At 48.7% G+C, this 19,181-nt stretch carries 14 protein-coding genes and 1 pseudogene; 10 read left to right on the forward strand and 5 right to left on the reverse strand.

Annotated elements, in window-relative coordinates; genetic code table 11:
• Positions 1-113: 113 nt before the first annotated feature.
• From EKK48_00300 to EKK48_00330, 7 genes are all read left to right on the forward strand, one after another.
• Entirely contained in the window at positions 114-1,256 is a 1,143-nt protein-coding gene (locus EKK48_00300; protein RTL45819.1) for a glycosyltransferase family 1 protein, read from the forward strand.
• 161 nt (positions 1,257-1,417) lie between these two features.
• Positions 1,418-2,440 (forward strand): FkbM family methyltransferase, encoded by a 1,023-nt coding sequence (locus tag EKK48_00305; GenBank protein ID RTL45820.1) that lies wholly within the window; start codon positions 1,418-1,420, stop codon positions 2,438-2,440.
• Positions 2,441-2,579: 139 nt separating this feature from the next.
• A complete protein-coding gene (locus EKK48_00310) occupies positions 2,580-4,043 on the forward strand; it encodes a glycosyltransferase (protein ID RTL45821.1) in 1,464 nt (487 codons plus the stop codon).
• A 1-nt stretch (position 4,044) separates the two neighbouring features.
• Positions 4,045-5,373, forward strand: a complete 1,329-nt coding sequence (locus tag EKK48_00315) for a DUF2142 domain-containing protein (GenBank protein ID RTL45822.1) — start codon at positions 4,045-4,047, stop codon at positions 5,371-5,373.
• Between the two features lie 108 nt (positions 5,374-5,481).
• On the forward strand, positions 5,482-6,213 hold the full coding sequence (locus EKK48_00320; protein RTL45823.1) for a methyltransferase domain-containing protein: 732 nt from the start codon (positions 5,482-5,484) through the stop codon (positions 6,211-6,213).
• A gap of 160 nt (positions 6,214-6,373) precedes the next feature.
• Entirely contained in the window at positions 6,374-7,369 is a 996-nt protein-coding gene (locus EKK48_00325) for a glycosyltransferase (GenBank protein ID RTL45824.1), read from the forward strand.
• Positions 7,370-7,406: 37 nt separating this feature from the next.
• Positions 7,407-8,576, forward strand: coding sequence for a dTDP-4-amino-4,6-dideoxygalactose transaminase (locus tag EKK48_00330; protein ID RTL46238.1), 1,170 nt, complete (start codon positions 7,407-7,409; stop codon positions 8,574-8,576).
• 60 nt (positions 8,577-8,636) lie between these two features.
• Here the strand turns inward: EKK48_00330 and EKK48_00335 are convergent, their stop codons facing one another.
• The 3 genes from EKK48_00335 to EKK48_00345 are packed head-to-tail and all read right to left on the reverse strand — an operon-like array spanning position 8,637 to position 12,045.
• On the reverse strand, positions 8,637-9,194 hold the full coding sequence (locus tag EKK48_00335; GenBank protein RTL45825.1) for an N-acetyltransferase: 558 nt from the start codon (positions 9,192-9,194) through the stop codon (positions 8,637-8,639).
• Positions 9,195-9,217: 23 nt separating this feature from the next.
• Positions 9,218-9,955, reverse strand: coding sequence for a hypothetical protein (locus EKK48_00340; GenBank protein ID RTL45826.1), 738 nt, complete (start codon positions 9,953-9,955; stop codon positions 9,218-9,220).
• Positions 9,952-12,045, reverse strand: a complete 2,094-nt coding sequence (locus EKK48_00345) for a hypothetical protein (protein ID RTL45827.1) — start codon at positions 12,043-12,045, stop codon at positions 9,952-9,954. The genes EKK48_00340 and EKK48_00345 overlap by 4 nt, the downstream gene beginning before the upstream one ends.
• A 255-nt stretch (positions 12,046-12,300) precedes the next feature.
• Here EKK48_00345 and EKK48_00350 point away from each other — a divergent pair.
• Positions 12,301-13,029: pseudogene (locus EKK48_00350) on the forward strand (glycosyltransferase family 2 protein).
• Positions 13,030-13,854: 825 nt separating this feature from the next.
• On the opposite strand, the gene EKK48_00355 reads toward EKK48_00350, so the two are convergent.
• Entirely contained in the window at positions 13,855-15,339 is a 1,485-nt protein-coding gene (locus EKK48_00355) for a hypothetical protein (protein ID RTL45828.1), read from the reverse strand.
• Between the two features lie 110 nt (positions 15,340-15,449).
• On the opposite strand from EKK48_00355, the gene EKK48_00360 reads away from it, so the two are divergent.
• On the forward strand, positions 15,450-16,709 hold the full coding sequence (locus tag EKK48_00360; protein ID RTL45829.1) for a glycosyltransferase family 1 protein: 1,260 nt from the start codon (positions 15,450-15,452) through the stop codon (positions 16,707-16,709).
• A 79-nt stretch (positions 16,710-16,788) separates the two neighbouring features.
• On the forward strand, positions 16,789-17,901 hold the full coding sequence (locus EKK48_00365; protein RTL45830.1) for a tetratricopeptide repeat protein: 1,113 nt from the start codon (positions 16,789-16,791) through the stop codon (positions 17,899-17,901).
• Between the two features lie 60 nt (positions 17,902-17,961).
• Here the strand turns inward: EKK48_00365 and EKK48_00370 are convergent, their stop codons facing one another.
• Positions 17,962-19,134 carry a glycosyltransferase family 1 protein gene (locus EKK48_00370; GenBank protein ID RTL45831.1) on the reverse strand — a complete coding sequence of 391 codons (1,173 nt, stop codon included), beginning with the start codon at positions 19,132-19,134 and terminating at the stop codon, positions 17,962-17,964.
• Positions 19,135-19,181 lie beyond the last annotated feature (47 nt).

Consider the following 19,181-nt stretch of genomic DNA (forward strand, 5'->3'; position numbering starts at 1 on the left):
GTCATCATCAGTGTGGTTACAGAGAAAGTGGCCGGGAAAAGATAGTCTTAATTAATATGAAGCGACTTTATGGAAAACTGATCAGGCGAAGCGGCGTGAGCTACATTTGCTAAATGATCAGGATCCTACTGAGTCCAAGTGCCTTCTATCCGAGCCTCGGCGGCGTCGAAGAAATTTGCAGAAACCTCGCGCATCGTTTGGCCGCAAAGAACTTTGAAGTCGCCGTTGCAGTAAACAGACATCCAACATCGCTACCCGATCATGAAGAGATCGAAAGCATCGACGTTCATCGTTTTGCCTTTGAATACCCAAGCAAAACCGTATCAGGGCTCGGTCCGGTGTTTCGCTTTCCACACAATACAAAGAACTATCTCGCTTTCGTCAAATCGTTTGCACCAGATTTAGTGCACCTCATCTGTCCGAGTTCCAATTCGCTCTATGGCTACGTGGCAATGGAACTGCTCAAGCAGAAAACGCTGGTTACGCTGCAAGGCGAGTTTTTCATGGACATGAATGGTCTCTACGATCGCTCCGCTTTCGCTCGTCTGTGCGCCTCTAAGCTGCTTCATAAAGCCAATGGCGTGACTGCCTGTTCTCAATACGTCATGGATGATGCAAAACGGCGGTTCAACTTCAATGCACCAATCGAGCAAGTAGTTTTTAACGGTGTCGATCTGGCTGAAAACTCTCTGACTGCGTCATTGAAACCGCATTCAAGACCGTTCATTTTTGCCATCGGTCGCTTGGTAAAAAACAAGGGCTTTGACTGGCTGCTGCGCGCATTCAAACGACTGACGGAGACACAGACTGAAGTCGATCTGATTCTCGCCGGCGACGGCGAAGAACGCCAAAACCTGGAAGCGTTGAGTAAAGAGTTGTCTCTCTCCGAGAGAGTCCATTTCTTAGGACGCCAGGGCAGAGCCCAGGTAAGCGACTTATTTAAGTCCTGCTTATTCTTTGTGCTTCCCTCCCCCGTAGAACCGTTCGGCATTGTCTGCCTGGAAGCAATGCGCGCCGGAAAACCGCTGATTGCAACAAACACGGGTGGTCCACCAGAGTTTGTTCGAGATCATGTCGATGGACTGCTGGTGCCACCGGAAGATGACGTTTCCTTGTTTCAAGCGATGGATCAACTTTGCTCGAGCAAAGAGTCACAAGCACTGTTTGGTAGAAATGCCCTGGACCAGGTGCAAGGCTTCGATTGGCAAAAGATTACAGATCAATACATCGAACTCTACAAGCAGATCTTGAACTGATAACGAAGCAGTACCTGCTCCACTACAGTTTGGTTTACGTTCTGGGGTCATAAAGACGTCCTTTAAATCAATTAAACGAGACTTCCTTTCAGAAGATTGCGCAAATAACTGAATGAACCTTGTACCAGCGCGTCTCATTGTTAAAATAGTCCAGTCGGCACATGCTCGGAGACCAGGATGAGCGTCGAGGACTGTTGCGCTCCAGGGACTGGGCAGAAGTGAATCGGGAAGCTTTGAAATCTGAAAAGCTCGAGAGCTCCGAGCACTGGTTAACACCAGACAGCTACAAGCAATGCTTGGCAGAGATAGAGCCATTTATAGCCAACTACAACTGGCTATGGAAGGTGCTGCGGTGGCGCGCAGGTTTGCACGGCGGCATGTTCCCAGAGCGCGCCTACGCTGCTCTGAAGCCTTTCGGCAATCAAAAGAAGCCATACTTCATTGGCACAACTACTGCCGGTGTCAAATTTGTCGGAGATTACCGAGACCTTTACTCAGTGCTGCTCGTCGTCGACCCGAGCTTTCATTTAGATTTTGTCAAATTCATCTGCGAAAAACTGACAGCCCGGCGCGGCAAAGTATTTATCGACGTCGGTTCCAACATGGGAATTGTTGCAGCATCAGTGGCAAAGTTGCTCGGACCGGATTATCGAGTCATCGCAGTCGAGCCAGTTCATGCGACCGCAACAAGAGCAGCCGCCACCTTTGCTCTAAATTCCCTGTCAAACGTGGAACTATTCAAGGGCGCAATCAGCGAAACCAACGGCGAAATTTCTTTCTTCCAGATACCGGGTCACTCTGATAGAGCGTCAATTCATGCCGATGCAATCGAGAGAGATCAAAATCTGATCAAGATCACAGTACCGAGCAGAACCCTCGATTCCATTGCCGATGAGCGAAAACTCGGCGAAATCGGATTTATAAAGTTCGACGTCGAAGGGCACGAACCCTCCGCAGTTGCGGGCACACAGTCGATCATTGAAAGAGATAAGCCTGACATTATCTACGAATATGCCTTTGCAGTGGCGGAAAAAATGGGATGGGAAGCATCAGATGTAGCAGCGCTTATCGGAAAAATCACTCCTTACAAGTTTTTCTCCATGGTCGACGATCAAACGCTCGGAGATTTCCCGCCCCCTGCTAAAAATGAGGGACTGGTCAATATCTACTGTAGCCCTGAATAAAATACTGTACAGATTAAAGTCATCGAACGTCCAAAACACAATGACAGCACAGTTCGTCACATTAGACGTGATCACTATATGACTACTTGCAAGTTTGTGTATTATGCCCGCAGTGACGAAGGTAGGAGTCGGGGTGAGTATGACGACCAAGGAACCGAAGCTTAGTATTCTCGTGCCCGTGTACAACGAGCGCAGAACGCTACGAACTCTAATGCGGCGGTTGCTACAATCTCCGATCCAAATTCCCTTTGAGATAATCGCCGTCGACGACTGCAGCAGGGACGGTTCGCGCGAGATCTTACAAGAGCTAGCCGCAGAGGATTCACGCATCCGTCTGGTTTTCCACACGGAGAACACCGGCAAGGGCGGAGCCATTCACACAGCTATAAAAGAGATGACCGGTGACATAGCACTGGTTCAGGACGCCGATCTTGAATACGATCCAAATGAAATACCGAGAGTGATCGCGCCTATTCTCGATGGCAGGGCTGATGCGTCTTTTGGTAGCCGTTACGCAGGCAGAGAATGTCGCCGAGTTTTGTACTACATGCATACGGTCATGAACAAAACACTGACCTGGCTGACCAATCTTGTCACAGACCTGGATCTGACCGACATGGAGACATGCTACAAAGCGGTCAGAGCAGACATTCTCAAGCAAACACCTCTCAAACAGAAACGCTTCGGCATGGAACCAGAGCTGACAGTACGTCTAGCTCAGTGGGGGGCACGCATTTATGAAGTGCCTATAAGCTACTCCGGACGAAGCTATGCAGAAGGAAAGAAGATAACCTGGAAAGACGGCGTGCAAGCGTTGTTTGTAATTTTCTGGGTGGCTTTTATCGACCGAAAGTTCACCACTCATGATGGTTACTATCACCTCAAAGCCGTACGCGGACCAGGTGTGAACCACTGGATGTTCGATACGATCAAACCATTTGTAGGCAATGATGTGCTCGAAGCAGGTTGCGGTATCGGCAACCTTTCAGAAATGATGCTCAACAAATCGAGCCTTACTTGCGTCGATATCGATCCTTTGTTTGTGGAGTTGATCTCCAGACGGTTTTCTCATCTCGAAAATTTCACCGCCATCAAACAAGACATTGTCGACCTGAAAACAGATAACCTGAAGAATACGCCTGACACGGTCATCTGTTTAAATGTTCTAGAGCTCGTCAACAACGACGAACAAGCCCTGCAAAACTTCTACGACGTCTTGCAGCCAGGCGGCAATCTGATTTTGATGGTGCCTCAACACGGAGCATTATTCAGCGGCTTGGACAACAGATTCGGACACCTGCGCCGTTACGACAAAGAGAAGCTGGAACAACTCTTAACCAAAGCAGGTTTCGAAGTTCGATCAGTGAAAGATTTCAATCGTTTAGGTTTCCTGGGTTGGCTCGTCTTCAGCCGCCTGTTACAAGAGAAAGAACTTTCAGGCTCTGCCATGTGGCTGTTCAACTTGATTTTGCCGATCGCAAAAAGACTGGAGTTTCTCAGCTTCGTTCCAGGAGTGAGCATCGTTGCCGTAGCTCGCAAACCCGCCGAAGCCGGAGCAAAATTTTTTTCCCCAGCGAACCAGTTCCAAATAGCTAGAACCTAGCATGGCAAACGATCTACAAATACAGCCAAAACTCAGTAGCAGTCGAGCAGCTGTGGTACAGACGACTGGCGCACGTCAATATGTAATCGCCCTGGCCGTAGTTGCCACCATCTTTGGTGCACTGTACTTATTCTACGCGCGCCCGGGAAGTGCTGGCGATGAGCCAGCCCACTATGCCAATGTTATCTACTACGCCCGCCACAAGTGCATGCCCATTTTGGGACAACCTGAAGTCTCTTATGAAGGACAGATGGGTCCGGTTTACTACGCGCTTTCAGCACCGGTTTGGTTAGCTTGTGCAGGACTTGGAGAGCACGAGGCATTCTTTGCCTTACGAATTTTTGACTTGCTCCTCGTGCCTTTGACGGTATTCCTTAGTTACAGGTTGGCTTCGATCGCCAAGCCAGAGGACAAGACGTTTGTTCTCGCCACGACGACTTTTATGGCGCTCAACCCCAGTTTGCTCTCCATTGCAGCCAGTATTCAAAATGATGCCCTGACATGCGTTTTGACGATGGCGATTTCACTTCTGTGCTTCAAGTTCATGCAAGACGATACCAATCTCATAAGGAAGGGTGTTCTGATCGGCTTGCTAACAGGCGTTGCGATTCTCACGAAAGCAACAGCGGTTTTTCTGGTCGTCGCCATCCCCGTATATGCCATTGTTTGTTGGCGCTGGCGCAGTGCCAAATTTATTGCAGCTTTTGGCTCCGCGGTTGGTCTCAGTGCCGGCTGGTGGTTTGTGCGTAATGTCGTGCTCTACGGAGACCTTTCAGCCCAGGCAGCTCTGACGAAATTCAATTACAACAATAATCCACCGCCATTCGATTTTAGAGAATGGCCAAAATTACGCCATTTCTTATGGGAGACCGAAACCTATTATTGGATGCCAATTCAATACTACAGAGACGTCTTCCACACTCCAGTCTGGCTGAGAAGCATTGTTGGCATATTCACGGCTTTAGGCTTAATCGGAGCTTTCGGCATAGTCGTGAAGCACGTCAAAGACTGCCTGCAAAACAAAACTCTGAAGCCGTTTTTTCCTCTATTTATGGCCACGCAATACGCTGTATGCATGTTGGTTTTCATTTACTCATGCGCACGTATCACACACTTTGCCGCTCGAGTAACCTTCCCCACAATCATCATCTACGCAGCGATGATAGCCAGTGGTTGCTTCGTGGTCAGAAAGTTCAAGCAGTCAGAAAAAGCATTTTTGGCTCTATTGGCGGCTGGAATGATCGCAGCCAACGTGTACGTCCTTATTCAATTGAACTCGATGCCAGTGCTTCCGTTTCATCACATCTTCTCAGTGCCACCTTACCTTTGATAAACATTTGTCTCAGAGTTTTTTGTCTTCTTGGAATCATTAGACAGACAACATTCTGCTTTCAATTCTCTATGTTATGGTTTTAAGACCTTTTGATTGGGCTAAGAAATGAACATCAAGAAACACATTCCGTATTCAGTTAAACAGTCGATCCGCAATCTCATCGTGCAGACCGTCACGTCCCCTCCAGTGCGAGCGTTTTACTGTACAAAGTTCAGACAAACCGTTGATGCAATTGGATCAGGCGAGGTCAAACTGCACTTCGGCTGTGGTCCAAGACATCTGGACGGCTGGGTCAATGTCGACCTGATTCCGAATCGTCCGCAACCGGATATTTTGATCGATGTTCAACTAAAGTTGCCGCTTCGCGACGCCTGTGTCGATTACATCTACTCAGAAGACTTGATCGAACACCTCACTTACGATGGCGCGAAAAATTTTCTCAGCGAGTGCTCGCGTGTCCTCAAGCCGGGCGGCATGCTCAGAGTAGGTACGCCGGACCTGGAATCTTTCATGCGTGCCTATCTCGATCGCTCACAGGGCGACCTTGATTTTTATCGTGAACATGAAGGCTGCCAGACCTTTGCAGAGATGTTCAACTGCGGCATGAGAGCCTGGGGTCATACATTCATTTACGATGAAGAGACTCTCAGCGGCATCCTCGAGCAGCGAGGCTTCCAGGTGGCACGCAAAGATTTCAATGACACGGAGGCAACTGCCTTTGAAGGTCTGGATCTGCGCAATCCTGTCGAAGGTGCTCACAGCTTCTTCCTCGAGTGTCGAAAACTCCCTGCTACAGCCACTACAAAGCAGCAGAAGAGCCTCGTCGCCGCGCGCTAGAACTTTCAACCTGATACAAAAGTCACATTCGACACTATAGATAAAGAGGCTTTCATCTCTCTATTTCTATAAGAGAATGTCACGTTGCGAATCTTTTTTATATCGATTTCGCTTACCCTATTTGGTTGTAAGGCGCTACAATTGAGCGATTCGTTGGGGAATTGAATTGAAGTTATCTGTCATAGTACCTGTCTATAACAGTGAACGTAGCTTGTTCACGCTAATCGAGCGCCTGGAGCCAGTTTTGCGCCAGACAGCAAGTGACTTCGAGCTTATTTTTGTAAATGACGGCAGCACCAACAGCACAAAAGAAATTTTGACCCAGCTAACCCACCAGTACAGCTGGGTGCGCGCCATCAACTTCATGCGCAATTTCGGGCAGCACAGTGCGGTGCTCTGCGGAATCCGTGCCGCAAAATTTCCTGTCATCATCACGATGGACGATGACTTGCAACACCCACCGGAAGAAATTCCAAAACTGATCGATACGCTCAACGAAGGTTGGGATGTAGTCTACGGAACACCTGAAGCGCAACAGCACGGTATCTGGAGAGACCTTGCTTCCGAATTGACCAAGATCGTCTTATCCGGAGCCATGGGTGCCTCTACTGCTCGAAACATCAGCGCTTTTAGAATATTCCGCACAAAATTGCGCGACGCTTTCAGCATGTACTACGGTCCAGCAGTTTCCGTTGACGCGCTTCTCACCTGGGGCACGACAAAATTTGCCGCTATTCCTGTGCGCCATGACCCCAGACACGCCGGAGTCTCCAATTACACGTTCGGTAAATTGCTCATACATGCAATCAATGTGGTTACCGGTTTCAGCACCATTCCACTGAGATTGGCGACACTCAATGGGTGCATTTGCCTGGGTCTGGGATTCATACTACTGGTCTATGTTTTCGGTAGATTCCTGATTCAAGGTTGCGACGTACCGGGTTTCCCATTTCTCGCATCTGTTGTGATCATTTTTTCAGGAGCGCAACTTTTCTCGCTGGGAATTGTCGGCGAATACCTGGCTCGTATGTACGCCAAATCAATGGCCAAACCGACTTACGTCATAGAGACAGAAGAGGAAGTTGGTGCCTTGCAAGCTTTTGAAGAAATTCCAGGTCGCCTGGACAAATCAAGCCAGCTCACATCAGTGCGTTGAGGTGACGATAGTGATTGATTCTTTGAAGAAACAGAACATCAGCCCGGCAGCTGACACCTCTACAAAAAATGCGGGGTACACGATTCCTTTTAATCGCCCCTGCTTCGCCGGTCCTGAACAAGAATATATAGCGCAGTCAATCGCCAACAGTCACGTCTCAGGCGACGGGCCATTTACCAAGAAGTGTCATGGCTTGCTCGAAAATTTCCTGGGCGTAAAAAAAGCATTGCTTACGACTTCATGCACACACGCATTGGAGATGTCTGCTCTCCTTCTGGATATAAAAGAAGGTGATGAAGTCATCGTTCCGTCTTTTACTTTCGTCTCCACAATCAACGCTTTTGTACTGCGCGGAGCTAAACCTATTTTTGTCGATGTGCGCCCGGACACGCTTAACCTCGATGAGAAGCTGGTCTCAAAGGCTATAACGGCAAAAACCAAAGCCATTGTGCCGGTGCACTACGCCGGAGTTGCCTGTGAAATGGACGAAATCATGGCAGCAGCAGGCTCAGAAATAGCCGTTGTTGAAGACAATGCTCACGGCTTTTTCGGTGAATATAAAGGCAGAAAGCTAGGAACATTCGGTCAAATGTCGACCTTGAGCTTCCACGAAACCAAAAACTTCCAGTGTGGTGAAGGCGGCGCCCTCATTCTCAACGATGAGAAGTTGATCGAACGAGCTGAAATAATCAGAGAAAAGGGTACCAACCGGAGCAGATTTTTCAGAGGACAGGTAGACAAATACAGCTGGGTTGACCTGGGTTCCAGTTATTTGCCTTCAGACCTTTTAGCAGCCTTCCTTTACGCTCAATTGCAAGCCAATAAGGCGATCCAAACGAAACGCCAGCAAATCTGGAACATGTATCACGAACACCTGCATGAATGGGCCGGCGCAGGCAATGTGACACTACCTACGGTGCCAGAGCACTGCCGACAGCCCTATCACATGTTTTACATGCTATTGCCTTCTCTGAAAGTGCGACAGGCATTAATTGCGCATCTCAAAAAGGACGGCATTCTGGCTGTCTACCACTATCTGCCGCTGCACATCTCCGACATGGGCAAACAATACGGCGGTCAGGCGGGTGATTGCCCGGTCACCGAAGATATAAGCGATCGCTTGCTGAGACTGCCTTTCTACAACAGCCTGACGGAAGAAGACCAGATGAAGGTAGTCGAGTCGATTCTGAGATTCTCGGAATTCTAAGAACCAGTTCAGAGCTTCGCCGCACAGACGACTGTATTCCGGAGACTGTGCCTTCAGTTCTCAGCGTCCGCGAACATTCTCCACAAATTGCTGCCTGGTCAGGGCCATGATTATCAGGTCGTGATACTCACCCTTAGCGAAGAAATGCTCCTTCAAGAGTCCTTCCTCTACAAAGGCAAGTGACTTATACAGCTTTATCGCAGGCAGATTTGTCGAGATTACTCGCAACCAGATCTTGTTTAAATTGAGAGACTCAAATCCGTAATGCAAGCCTTGAATCAAGCTCTGAGCACCGCGACCGCTGCCCCTGAATTCTCTGGGACCGATATAGATGCCGAGTTCGGCCACACGGGAAATCCAATCAATGTACATGAGCCGGAACAGACCAATCAATTGTTTCGGTTCTTGACTGTAAATACCAAGCAGCGCCTGATTACGATCGGCGTTAGTGCTGGCATACCAGGACTCGACTTGTTGCATAGTCGACGGCATCGGTGTAGCCGTCATCGTAAACGACAACTCTCGATCGTTGCGCCATTTCAAAATCTCTTCCAGATCGGCATGCTCGACTGCGGCGAGTTCAACAGCGGTTACAGTCTTGCTTCTCTTATCTTGCATAAAGTATTGCACCACTCATAGTATCAAGTTTGAGACGACACGAGATTCTGAGCTGACGCCTCAGCAAATGATTTCATGAATTTGGTGGCATTTGGACCCTCGTTGAAAATGAGATCCAGAACCGTCACGTAGTGATCGAAAGGTGGGAAAAGCTGTGTGTACTCAGGATAATTGCTGTAATCCATCCACTCCACTGCAATACTTTCATTTCCAAACAACGATTCATCCAGATAATCCTGAGCGGCAGGGCCGGAGAGGTAGACAGTAGCACCTGCTTGCTTGCATAAATTGACCAATCGCTCGTTGCGATCGCCTATCAATTGGTACTCAGTGCTGTCTGTGATTTTCGTTTGAATGCCCAGAACCTGACAAACTGTTTTTATAAATCTCTGATTGATTTTAGAGAGCGAGAGCTCCTCGTCATCATAGAGTGCCTGAAATATTTTCGAGTATTCTTGAAAATATCGCGCTCTGGAATAATTTTGACTGAGAGACGACCAGTGCTTGCGCCGCCACTGAGGATCGGCAACTTGCGCTTGCGCGACAGTAAATGTTGAGGTAAAGAGATCGGTAGTTGTAACCGGGATAGTCAGCCACTTCGACCCGGCTGCCGTCTTTATCTTGTTTCGATTGCGCCAGTCATGTTTCGTGTATTGGACGCAATCATAGAATATGAACTCATCGACACAATTGATCAAGTCGAAATAGCCCTTCCAGGGAATGTAGTTGGACTGAAGAATTGCTACTCTCTTGCTTTTCATGGTTTCTCTTCTGCGCTCGCTTTTGTCCAGATTTCCCAGCCGTCTCGCGTTGACGTATGACGATAGTATCGAGAAAGACGATGTCTGAGATCGACAAAACAATCGACCCATGACTTATAGCCAACCAACTCCGTTTTCGATGAATCAACGAGAACAGTTGGAACGTCACGTTTTTCGAGAAGCTCCACCAGTCTATCAGTATCGCTTTCAAAGGCGAGACAGCTGAACAAATCGATTACAGGAGCAGCAGTCTGGACACCGGAGAGACAGGGGATCATAAAAGATGACGCGGTCAAATAATATACGGGTCCGCTCTGGCTGGACGCTTTTACATAATTTGCTTTCTCAGTCAGTTCCAACGCCATGGCGCTGGGCAGGTATATTCCTGACACAATAGTTGCCGGCTTCTGAGCTGGACCATGCAACAGCTCCAATGCAGTAGTTTTAGCTGTGATGCCGGCGTTTTTCAGTTGCTGGCTTATGCGCGGCACAATCAGTAGCGATAGAACTGCAAGGGTCACCACAGCCGGCTCGATTATGCGAGATTTTCGATTCACACCGACAATTGCAGCCCGGATCAAATCAATCACCAGAAATGCATACAAGAAATAGCAGCCAATCAAGTACTGATCGCCTGGTGCCGGTCTATTGACGAAATAGGTAAACCAGAGCAAACACATAGTTGCAGTGGCAACTCGCAACGAGTTACGAACACCACCAGGAAATCTCGTATCCAGTGCAATACGCAAGATCGTGTATAGCGAATGGACGACCATAAGGAATGGAATAGGTTGAAACTCAAGACGACCGCCACCAAGATAACCGGACTGCACCAGCAGCTGTTTGTTCTGAACGAGTTTCACGTAAGCATTCAAATCAGGTGCATAACCGAGCATTAGCCATGCAGCAGCGTAACCGACGGTGGCAGCAGTCAACAGACCGCCCACAAATATCGCAGCCGTTTTAAGCAAGCCGAGCAATTTTGCAAAGCCGCTCTCAGGATTTCGCATATACAAGAACGCAAGAAAGCCTGCGGTTATGCAAAGGCCAGTTTCAAGATTGAAGAAAATGACAAAACAAGAAACTGCGCCAAGCGTGAAAGCAAGCGCCTGCCTGGAGAGCGAACGACATGAAAGCATCGTCACTATGGCGATGGGAAAACCCAGAAGCCGCCATGCCGTTTGATTCGGGAAATACTCGTTCATTTGATTGAGCTGAATCAATGGCGCAAAAAAGGCTATGGCAAAAAGGCTGGCTACTTTTGCTCGACCCGACAGTTTATAGAACAAAAAGGCAGCTGTGATGATGAATATGGCTTGAAAACTGCGCACCATTTCCACGTAGGTGCCAAAAGAGAAAGTGCCAGACTTACTGCTGACAAAGGCGATCAAAATAGGTTGTATCAAACCGTAGAAAGGATCTACTTCGCGAAACAAAGGCTTGCCCGCCGCAAGCAATGCCCCTGGTCCGACAACGTCGCTGTAGTGCGTTTGTATCTCGAGGAATTTACCGGCGGTCGAGGCAGTCAAATCAGGCACAACTATCAGCCCTGGAACCACCATCAATGCAACGAAGAAGGTCAGCGCCGCACTGTAAAAGATTTTGGGAATGCCCCGACCCTTCTTGAAGAAAAAATACAAAACGGGCAAACAGACAAATCCGAAGGCAATTCCAGCCGGATTTTGAAAAGATTTGAAGAGGAAAGCGGCAATGGCTATGAGCGCCACCAGATAGCGCCCACCATATGAGTTGTACTGGCGGAGCAACTGGTCACGCATGAACGGCGCAGCAATGACAAACAAGGCGCAGGCACCCAGCAGAGTGAAATACCCTTTGCTTTGCCAGATGTAGTGGCCGCCGCACCCCATCCACTCAATAAGATGGGAGTGGATACCATACTCACGCGGAGGGCGGCTGCACTCACCGTTCAGCATTATGCAGATAGCCAGAGCGGCCATAGCAAAAGTGACAATAGCGGCTACACCCGCTGAACTAGCCAGAGGTACGAATCTTTTGGCAGCAAAAGCCGTGCCACTTTCTACGGTGGCAGAGACAGGCACTTCAGATGTGTCAGCAGAAGTTTTGATCATTCAAACCGCGCCGAGACCGAGCCATCGACATTTGCCAAGTATCGCATTCCTGAGCTCATTGAAACTGAGAACAAGTTCAACAAAGCAGCCTGTTACGTAATCAGCATCCTGTATTACCGTTCAGGCTCGGGGCGGCTTGCTTGATGAGGAGGAGTTAACTCACGCTTCGTTGAGATTCATTACCCTCTGAACTTTCGCAGATATAATTGTCAGGAATCAAAAGTCATCAGCAGGCTGCCAATCCGGTAAGTAATCATGTCTAAAAACGGACCGAAAATTCTAGTTTTCATCGTCGCGTATTTCGCGGCCGACCATATCCAGTCGGTATTCAATCGCATCGATCCTGCACTGCTGAAAAGTGACGACATCCACGTCCTCTGCATCGATGACGCCTCGACAGACAGCTCGTCCGAGACAGCGGCACAGTGGGTGAAGCAAAACGGTTACAAGAACATCACCATATTGCGCAACCCGGTTAACCAGGGTTACGGCGGCAATCAAAAAATCGGCTATCGCTATGCCGTAGATAACGGATTCGATTACGTCATTCTCTTGCATGGAGACGGTCAATACGCACCGGAACTGCTCGGCGACTTCATTGACATTTGGAAGAAGACCGACGCCGATGTCGTACTGGGAAGCCGCATGCACTCAGTAGTCAGTGCCCGCAAAGGTGGCATGCCTCTGTACAAAATCCTGGGCAACAAGATTTTGACAAACTTTCAAAATGCAGTCTGCGGCAAAAATTTGTCTGAGTACCACACCGGTTATCGAGCTTACAGCACAAGATATTTGCGCTCTGTGCCATTTGAAGTCAACACCAACGATTTCCACTTCGACACCGAGATATTGCTGCAGGCATTCCAGGCTGACGCCAAAATCGCCGAACTGCACATTCCCACTCACTACGGCGATGAAGTATGCCGCGTAAACGGAATGCGTTACGCAAAAGACGTTGCCATCGCGACCCTACAGTACAAATTGAATAAATTTGGCATGTTCTGCTCGCTTAAATATCGCAACATCGGCACAAATATCTACGAAAACAAAAAAGACCAGCAATTTTCTTCTCACGCAGTAGCTCTTAAACAAGTTAAGAAGTATCAGCCTGCCAGATTGCTCGAGATCGGATGCGGTCAGGGTCTGCTTGCCAAATCGTGCGCAGATATGCCTGTAAAAGTAAGCGGCATCGATAAGATTTCAGCACCGACGAATCATTCAATGGAGAAGTACTACCAGGCCGATCTGGAAACTGACGACTTGCCTGTGGATCCGCTCTCATACGACATGGTTGTGATGATGGATGTGATCGAGCAATTGGCCGCTCCAGAGAAATTCCTTTTGAAACTTCGCAATGAAACCACAGCAGATCTCGTGGGTGCAAAAGCTCCTGTGATTGTGATTTCAACTCCGAACGTTGCCTTTGCCAGCCTCAGGCTCGGCCTGCTGTTTGGTCGATTCAATTATGCAGACCGTGGAATTTTAAACATCAACCACAAGAGGTTATTCACGAGCGCCTCGTTGCGTCAAACTCTGGTCGATTGCGGCTATGAGATTGAAGATTGGCGAGCTGTCGGACCACCGTTTGAGCTTGTCTTGAAAGGTAAACTTGGCACTGAGTTGAGTCGTGTCTGCGACGTACTGGCTCGAGCTTTTCCAAATCTTTTCGGATTTCAGTTCATCGCCATTTGCCGTCCAAAACCAGGTGTTAAGCAGCTGCTTAACCGCAGTGAAAAGTGGTTAGTGAGCGAGTCATCGTTTGACAACCGAGCTAAAGCAGATCTTGAGCTAGTGCCGGTCTAACTCGGTTCACTGATTTCGTACGTAGATAACAAAGGTCTCGGTCGACGTTATTGGCGGTTGCGTATTGCGATAGAGCAGTTTGTATCCGCGCTGCGCCAGTTCCGGTGACTCCTTATCAGTCAACAAATAGAGCTTTTTATCTTTGCCAAAACGAGCATCGATAATCTGACAGAGTTCATCTGTGGTCAAAACGCGCTTCTCCGGACGGTTCCAGAGAGCGTGTGTGCCGAATTGATTGAGATTGGGATAAAACAACTTCAAATCAGGAAGATAGGGAAGCACTGTCAATCCAACATTGGGCGAGCAGACAACCGGGTCATTCTTCAAATCAAGTGTCCTTAAGACCTGCACAGTCTCTTCACCTGCAGAAAACGGGCGCTGATACTCAATGACACAGGCATAAATGCCAACGGCGGAAGAATAGATCAAGCTCAATAGGAGAGCTAAACTCAGTACAGAATCAAGCCGCGGTGTAGCTGTTTTTTCTTCTCGACTATCATCGATCCACAGACAATAGAGTGCCACCAGCAGGTAGAAACCCCAGTGTCGAACCGATCCAAAATATTTGATTGCAAATAGCAAAAACAAGCCGGTATACGAAAACAAAAAAGTCAGCAACGCAAATCTGTTACTCCAGAGCCTTTTCACGATCAGAAAAATAGTTGCGAATGCAAGAACCTTCATAATCAAGAGAACTGACGCGCTGAACATCGGTGCACAGACTCCGTGGTCCAATGACGTTGCGGGGTCCGGGAAAAAAGCGCCTTTGAACGTGTTCAAAACCGGATGAGCCAAAATGTTGAATGAAACTGTTGGCGGAAACTGTCCATCCGCTGGCGGTCTTACCTGCAAGATACCGATCAATATTCCCAAACTGGAGACAAGAAATGGTAGAAGCATCTTCGCCTTCTGCCGCCAGTTGGTGAGCAGATAGGCAGCAGTAATTGACATGGCAACAAGCATGCCGTGAACGTTTGTATTTGCAAGTACAGCAATCAATACAGCCGCCAGCAAACCGATACGCTTTTGTCGATGATAGAGTGCGGCCAGAGCAACGATAGAAAGAACACTGATTCCGTAACTTCTGGCAATCACTGAATATTCATAGACAAAGAGATAAGAAAAACAGATCAAGGCTCTCAACAGAAAGCTGAACGGAGCACAGAAGATGATGATTGCTGCAGTGGCCAGGGCAATCAACAGATTGGCTGCAGTCATTGCAAAATATGGCAGACCGGCTTTGGCGAATGGCACCAGAAACAGATACCAGAGGGCTGGAGAACCAATGTAGCCGGTGCGCGACACGATATTGAAAAAGTTTTCATCCCTGGCCAGCAGCCAGGGATCAGCTTCGTCACACCAGGGTTCGTGATGAACCGCGGTGAACCAGGTCACTGCTGCGTAAAGCACTAGCAGTAACACATTTGCGATCAACGGTTTCGCAATTAACTTCCGTTCGAATGCTGAAGGACAAAGCAAATTGAATGACATAGCGCTAAGCTTAGCGGTACTCGCATTATGTGCCAAGTAAACGGCTGGAAGAGCGGCAGTCATAACCTTCCGAAACCTGAACCACTAACAGGTTCGACTGTTGTTAAACTTTGATACTGAGGCAGCCGTGGTTGTCTCGTTGCTTAGACGGGAGTAATACAGTGTCCGGCAGTAAAGCGGTCGAAAACAGGGAGTCAGGCCATGCTACGCCTGGCAGCCAGTCTAAGCTGAGGGTGCTGCGAATCTCTCACAGTGCCACGGTAGACGCCTACAGAGAGCGCGATCGACAGCTATCAATTCGTGAAGGCATAGAGCTGGAATTGATTACTCCCAAGTATTGGGACCATCTGGGTGGCAAGAACGAAGATATAAAAGAGAGGTTCCCGGTTTACCGAGCAGCCACTTTCGGCACAGGTTCGGTGCCCCTCTTCGCTTTTGATCCATTGATAGTAAAAAAGGCTCTGCATGACTTTAAACCCGACATAGTCGACGTACATGAAGAACCATATTCGGTATCAGGCTACGAGTGTGTTCTTCTCTCTCGGCTCTATGCGCCGGATTCAGTGTGTGTATTTTATTCCGCACAAAACATCCTCAAGCGCTATCCGCCGCCCTTCTGCTGGACTGAACAGTATGTATTCAAAAACTCTTTCGGAGCTTATCCTTGCAGCGAAGGCGTGCAAACTGTTCTGAAGACGAAAGGATTTGCGCAAAACTCGGCCGTTATTCCGCTGGGCGTAGATCTGGACTTATATACTTCGGTCGGCTCAAACAAGCGCGCAGACTACCAGATCGAGAACGGTCAATTTGTGATTGGTTATTTCGGGCGCATCGAATCATACAAAGGCATTCAGTACCTGGTTGAAGCTCTCGCTCGCACTAAAGAAGCAAACTGGCGGCTGCTGGTAGTCGGCAGTGGTCCTTACGAATCAGACCTGCGGACTCTGGCAAGCAATCTCGCGGTGAACGAACGCATCATCTGGACAGGTCCGGTTGCGGGTACCGAAGTACCCGCTTACATGAGGTCTTGTGATCTCATTGCGGTGCCGAGCCTGACTACACGAACCTGGAAAGAGCAGTTCGGAAGAATAATTGTCGAGTCAATGGCTTGCGGCGTTCCATGCGTAGCGTTCGACTCCGGCAGTCTGCCCGAGGTGGTCGCTGACGCAGGGCTGGTTGTCGCAGAGGGAGATGTTGCCGAACTAACCGAGGCAATAAATCGGGTGGCAACAGATCCCGAGCTTAAAAAGACGCTCAGAGAGCGTGGCTTGGAAAGAGCTCGCAGTGAATATTCCTGGGGAAAAGTGGCACAGCTTATGCACGACATGTACGATAGAGCCATCATGCTGCGCAACCAGAGCCGATCTTAATATTTTTCTACGTTGGCGCAGATGAAGGTACCCAAGTGGTATGCGATATACTTTAGCGTGCACTTAAGGTCACTAAAAAATGCCGCGAAAGAGTTTTTCATCCGTCCTGAGTTTGCTGCTGCTCGCGGCGGCGCTAAGCTGTATCCCCGTCAAGGCTCAGGATGCGCTGTGGCGAACCTATTTTGTCTCCGCAGAAAAAGCGTATCAGCAGGGCAATTACAAAGAATGCAAGGCATTGTTGGATTCTGCCGTAGGCGCAGCCAGAAAGTATGACGACTCGCTGATTGCATACTATTACCTGGGGCGCGTTTGCGAGCGGCTGGACAATCTCAAAGATGCCGAAAACAATTACAGAACCGTTCTAGACAATCTTGGTCCCAAGATCTGGGCTACGCTCCGTCCACCAGAAGGTACGTTGGATTGGGAACAGACAGACACCATAGACAGCCAACATACCCTAAGTTCAACTGAGTTCGTAAAACATTTTCGCCATCACAAAGCTCCTCTTCAGAGCCGATTAGCCAAACCTATAACAACGGTCGATGTCTTGACCGACCTGGGACTGCTGATGCAGGAACAAAACCGCATTCAAGAAGCTGAACAGATGTTCAGACAAGCCCTGATGCTCTCCGAGCTGCGTTCAGAAACTGCAGCAACATCCCAGCCAAAGATTTTGCAGAGACTGGCAAAACTCTACGCAACTCAAAACAGAAAGATAGAGTCTGACGCTGTCTACAGGCAGCTAGAAGAGTTGCGCGCAAAATCCATGCCTGGATTCGATCAACTCGTCGACAAAAATGTTAAGGATATAAATCGACTCGGCAAAAACCGCGTTCTGACTGCTACACGACTGAATAATTTAGCCCTGTTCTGCGCAATCCACGGCGACTACGCCAAAGCCAGCTCACTGTACGGTCGAGCTCTGGAAAACTGCGATAGAGACGCCAATAAGGCGGACATGATGATCATCATGCGAAACTACGCCGACCTTCTGGAAGCGATGGGCAAAAACGAAGAGGCTAAGCGCTTTTTAGTGCAGGCGGGCGGACTTAGCAGTTCACTAGCCGATATTCATAACGTCTCAAAAAACGTGATGATGACTTCGCCAAACCTTTCTCAATCGACTGACAAAACCGTTGATACGGAAAAGTCTGCAGTCGCCGATAAGACTTCCGAAAACGAAAGCAAATAGTGAGCGCATTCGCCACCACAGACGGTGCATCAGATCCAACCACTCTGATCAGGCTCTGAATCAAATTGGCGCTGGTGATAGAACTGAACGATAAATACTCACGATTTTCTCAGCCATCTGATCGCTGCTGAAGTTTTGCATGGCTCGTTCTCGTCCGGCGTTTCCGAAGTTTTCTCGCATCTGCTTATCAGACGAAAGTTGTTGAATCGCTTCACCGAGCGCCGCATCATCATCTGGCGGCACCAGAAGTCCTGTCACCCGGTCGTCTACGATCGTGCCAAGACCAGGTCCCATCGTCCCAACTACAGGTAGCCCAGACATCATGGCTTCGACTGCAGACATTCCGAAGGGCTCAGCTTTCGACGGCAATACAAAAACATCTGCAGATGCCAGCAATTTTCTCACGTCTCGCCTGTAGCCCAGCAACTTGACGCGATTTTGCAGATTCAGCGTCTGAACCAGTCGCTCAAGCTCTTCCTTCTGAGAGCCGTCACCAACGATCCAGGCGGTCACTTTCTCATCTGGATCAAGTCTCGCACACGCCTTAACCAAACAGTCGAAATTCTTCTCCGGCTCAAGCCGGCCTACTCCAATTACCACTATCTCATCATCGTCAGCGGCAAACTCACGGCGAGTCTCCTTGCGAACGGACCGATCGACATCAAAAACAGGAATACCTGGATGAACAACAGTTGTTTTCTGCTCCGCCACTGCCTCTCTCTGGATGAGTTCAGCAGCGACATTTTTCGTAATCGGCAAGAAATGAGCTATAGCCTTATTCTTGAAGATCTGGCAGGTGTTCCACATTTCGCGAGCCGGTGAACGATAACTCATATAGTTCGGTTTGTCGAAATGAACCGACATGATTACTGGCAGATCAACCATTTTCGCGGCAATTGTTCCAACAAAAGAATCCAAACCAAGATGAACGTGAACGAGGTCAATCTTGTGTTTTCTGAAGAATGTCGAGAGTGCCACCATTGAGCGAATATCAAAATATCCAGACACTGGTACAAAATCGATCTCGGCATTGGCACCAACGAATTTTTGTGAAATTGCGCCCTCTGCCGTACAGATGATTACGGGCTTAACTGAGCTTGATTTCGAAGATGCGAGTAGATTGTAAACATAGTTTTCCACACCCCAGACGCCATCGCCAAACAGCAAGTGGGCAACGCGAATAGTGTTGAGAGAAGCGTTCATGAGGTTTCCAGCTCGACCAGACCTAAGCATTTTACCTGGCTTAGTACTAAGGTGATAGTGCGGGCTCACACATCGAC

Source organism: Candidatus Melainabacteria bacterium (assembly GCA_003963305.1).
Taxonomy (GTDB): Bacteria; Cyanobacteriota; Vampirovibrionia; order Obscuribacterales; family Obscuribacteraceae; genus PALSA-1081.

Coding starts and splice junctions, on each gene's coding strand:
- EKK48_00300 (RTL45819.1), top strand. CDS start 114: ATGATCAGGATCCTACTGAGTCCAAGTGCCTTCTATCCGAGCCTCGGC.
- EKK48_00305 (RTL45820.1), top strand. CDS start 1,418: ATGCTCGGAGACCAGGATGAGCGTCGAGGACTGTTGCGCTCCAGGGAC.
- EKK48_00310 (RTL45821.1), top strand. CDS start 2,580: ATGACGACCAAGGAACCGAAGCTTAGTATTCTCGTGCCCGTGTACAAC.
- EKK48_00315 (RTL45822.1), top strand. CDS start 4,045: ATGGCAAACGATCTACAAATACAGCCAAAACTCAGTAGCAGTCGAGCA.
- EKK48_00320 (RTL45823.1), top strand. CDS start 5,482: ATGAACATCAAGAAACACATTCCGTATTCAGTTAAACAGTCGATCCGC.
- EKK48_00335 (RTL45825.1), bottom strand. CDS start 9,194: ATGCAAGATAAGAGAAGCAAGACTGTAACCGCTGTTGAACTCGCCGCA.
- EKK48_00340 (RTL45826.1), bottom strand. CDS start 9,955: ATGAAAAGCAAGAGAGTAGCAATTCTTCAGTCCAACTACATTCCCTGG.
- EKK48_00345 (RTL45827.1), bottom strand. CDS start 12,045: ATGATCAAAACTTCTGCTGACACATCTGAAGTGCCTGTCTCTGCCACC.
- EKK48_00355 (RTL45828.1), bottom strand. CDS start 15,339: ATGTCATTCAATTTGCTTTGTCCTTCAGCATTCGAACGGAAGTTAATT.
- EKK48_00365 (RTL45830.1), top strand. CDS start 16,789: ATGCCGCGAAAGAGTTTTTCATCCGTCCTGAGTTTGCTGCTGCTCGCG.
- EKK48_00370 (RTL45831.1), bottom strand. CDS start 19,134: ATGCTTAGGTCTGGTCGAGCTGGAAACCTCATGAACGCTTCTCTCAAC.